The sequence below is a fragment of the Vibrio sp. 10N.222.46.A1 genome (genome assembly GCF_041473595.1).
GTDB classification, from domain to species: Bacteria; Pseudomonadota; Gammaproteobacteria; order Enterobacterales; family Vibrionaceae; genus Vibrio; species Vibrio tasmaniensis_A.
Genome location: NZ_JBFRSN010000317.1, coordinates 1 through 2,767, shown reverse-complemented (window position 1 = coordinate 2,767; position 2,767 = coordinate 1). Strand labels below are relative to the sequence as shown.

Annotated in this window: 3 protein-coding genes and 1 pseudogene; all 4 read right to left on the bottom strand. The window is 40.5% G+C overall.

What is annotated here, in order from left to right:
* Positions 1-455 (bottom strand): annotated as a pseudogene (locus AB4496_RS10380) (type II secretion protein); the annotation flags it as partial.
* 2 nt (positions 456-457) lie between these two features.
* The gene (locus AB4496_RS10375) at positions 458-919 is read right to left on the bottom strand and encodes a hypothetical protein (RefSeq protein ID WP_009845563.1); all 462 of its coding nucleotides are present in this window, start codon (positions 917-919) and stop codon (positions 458-460) included.
* Positions 919-2,244: a type II and III secretion system protein family protein gene (locus AB4496_RS10370; RefSeq protein ID WP_009845564.1), complete on the bottom strand. Its 1,326-nt coding sequence runs from the start codon at positions 2,242-2,244 to the stop codon at positions 919-921. The genes AB4496_RS10375 and AB4496_RS10370 overlap by 1 nt, the downstream gene beginning before the upstream one ends.
* A gap of 1 nt (position 2,245) precedes the next feature.
* Positions 2,246-2,767: pilus assembly protein CpaB (locus AB4496_RS10365; protein WP_372130923.1), on the bottom strand; the 522-nt coding region annotated here is incomplete at its 5' end.

The window sequence follows — 2,767 nt, the reverse complement described above, 5'->3', positions numbered from 1 at the left end:
AATATACGTTTGGCTACACGCGTTTTTTTAACGGTGCTTTCACCTTCTTGCGTCGTTTTAATTGCCGCAAGTAATGAATCAAGTTCAGGATCCCAAAGAACATAACTAGCACCTAATGCATGCACTTGGTTACGCAGCTTTATCGAATCAACATCACAGAGAACAAGCAAAGATATATTCACATCCAAACGAACCGAAATCTCGGAAACTTGCTCTATAACGTTGGAGGCACTACGAAGATCCAACACAACGTGGTTAAGCTTAATGTTTGACTGATTCCAAACGCCATCTAAATCAATATCGGTGACTTCAAGTGGTTTAGGGAAACCTTCAATAGCGTACAAATCATTAATAGATTCAGTTAGGGTATTATCATCAGACACAATGAGATCGGTAGCCTCAACCGTCGACTTCACTTTCGACGACGAATTACGAAACAAGATATCCAAGTCCATTACTATTTCGCCTTCTTAATTGGGTTAACCAAGCTGATGTTTCGGTTATGTTCAACACTACAACCAAATTGATAATCTTCCCTTTTCGAGAACACCATCACTCCACATTCGCTGCTTTTAATTCGGACATATCGACCTATGATTAAGATGTTTTTTTCTTGGTCATGATCGGCAAGTTCGATTTTATATCTGTCTTTTGCGATAGATTCCGACTTAAATCGATCTCGTAATTTGGCAACAAACTCACTCGCATCCGGTTTATATTTAACGTAGAACGTCGCCTTAGGTTCTCTCGCATTGAGCTCACGAATAAAGGCCACCGAGCGAGAGATTGAATCTTCACTACTCGCCATATCAAATTCAAAGCGCTCCTCCAGTTGCTCAATCACACTAGAGTTTGGGGTATCAACATGAGAACAAGCAGAAGCAATAAGAGCGATTAAAGTAATAACGATCCATCTCATTAGTTGAATCCTCCTTGGTTTATCGTGTTTTCAAGCTCTGGTTCGTCAAGTTCCGAAAGATCAATTCTAAGGAGTCTTTCGAGATCACTTGTGCGTCTAAAGCTTGGCAATTTGACCTGCTCTTGCTCAACCGGATCAACCAAGTTTACAGTCGCAACAATGATCAATTCAGTCTTGGAACGGTTGGTGGAAGAGTGGCTAAACAACGCACCTAGAATTGGAATATCTCCCAAGATTGGAATCTTGGTTAACGATTCACGCTCTTCCGATGTCAATAGCCCCGCCAAAACAAAACTTTGCCCATCTTTCAAGTGAACCGTTGTTTGAGCTCGTCGAGTTCGTAAAGAAGGCACAGAAATTAAGCCTGTCGTGGTTTTGTTTGATTCATCAATCGAGCTAACCTCTGGGATCAAGGTTAGGCGAATATTCTCTGTGTCAGTTACCTTTGCAACCATGGCCAACTTAACGCCGTATTCTTTATAAGAAATGGTAATCCCGTCTTCATCTCTGATAGCAATTGGTATCTCGCCACCGGCTAGGAAACTAGCCTGCTCACCTGAAATAACAGAAAGGTTGGGCTCGGCCAATACACGCCCGATTTTGTCATCACCACTAGCGGAAATAACTGAAACGATATCTTGAGCCGTAAAATCAAGTAGCTTATTTACAAAAGTACCCGGATCACCACTATCGCTATAAGTAACACCTAATTCTGTCAAAAATGAGCTAGATACTTCCGCGACCGTTAGCTTGACATTGATCTGCTCAGTAGTGAGTACTTTCAAGTTATTAATGACTTGATCGTAGTTGTACTTTGCCGTGTACTCTAGCTCGTCTAAGGCTTCACCGTCCGCATCCTTTAGTTCATAAGCTGCGCGGCGACGATCTTTCTTCAACATTTCACCAACAAGTCGATTGATTTTTTGTTTAATCTCTTCACTACCGACAATGCCATCTAATACAACTTGGTCACCTACATTGGAAACCACAACGTTTTCATCAGGGAATCTAGCAATGAGTGTTTGCTTCAATAGTCTTAAACTTTGGTTGACTACCAATTCTGCGTTATAAATTTCGTTTCCACCGCGATCATAAACAATCACAGAGGTCGTTCCTTGGCCAACGCCATAAACTACAACCTTATTTTCATCGATAATTTTGTAGTCTGCTATTTCTTGATTCGCGACAAACACCGTCGATATCTGTCTCTTCAAATTAATGGTTTTCGCAGCGCCTTGATCCAAGTTCATTAATTCTGATGCGAGCAATGGACATGAAAGAATCCCGCACAATAGCAAGGCTATATTTTTCTTCTTTAAAGTCATGTTATTCCTTACCACGTAATTCTCTGACACCAAACTGAGTTTCTAAAAGGTCACTACTGCGGATAGATAAATAGCGATTTTCTATTTCAGATGGAATAATATTCACATCACCAATTTTTTGAGCCATTTCTAGCTTCAAAACACTCCGCATATTCAATGCAATGACTAAACTGTATTTTTTATCCTCTGCATCTTCGGAGTCACTATCTTCACTGCCTTTTATTACCTGCAAAACACGCGCCCCACTGATAATTACTCGGCTAACGAGATCGCCAATATCACCATACCCATTCTCAACCAGGTTTGATTTTGAAGACGTTGTTGAAACAAAACTCACTTTATCGCCAGGAGTAAGAGTTGCCGTTTGTACGACTCCAATACCTGTTACTTCATAAAAATAAGGTAATTCACCATCATTTAGTGACAAGTACATATAATCTCGGTCTCCCGGATTGGAGATCATATCTTGTGTTAAATAAGTACCTTTACTGATGTCATCTTTAAAAAGAGCACCAGGTTTAAC

Bases quoted from the DNA above. Each gene is read 5' to 3' on its own strand.
- AB4496_RS10375 (WP_009845563.1), bottom strand. From the start codon at position 919: ATGAGATGGATCGTTATTACTTTAATCGCTCTTATTGCTTCTGCTTGT.
- AB4496_RS10370 (WP_009845564.1), bottom strand. From the start codon at position 2,244: ATGACTTTAAAGAAGAAAAATATAGCCTTGCTATTGTGCGGGATTCTT.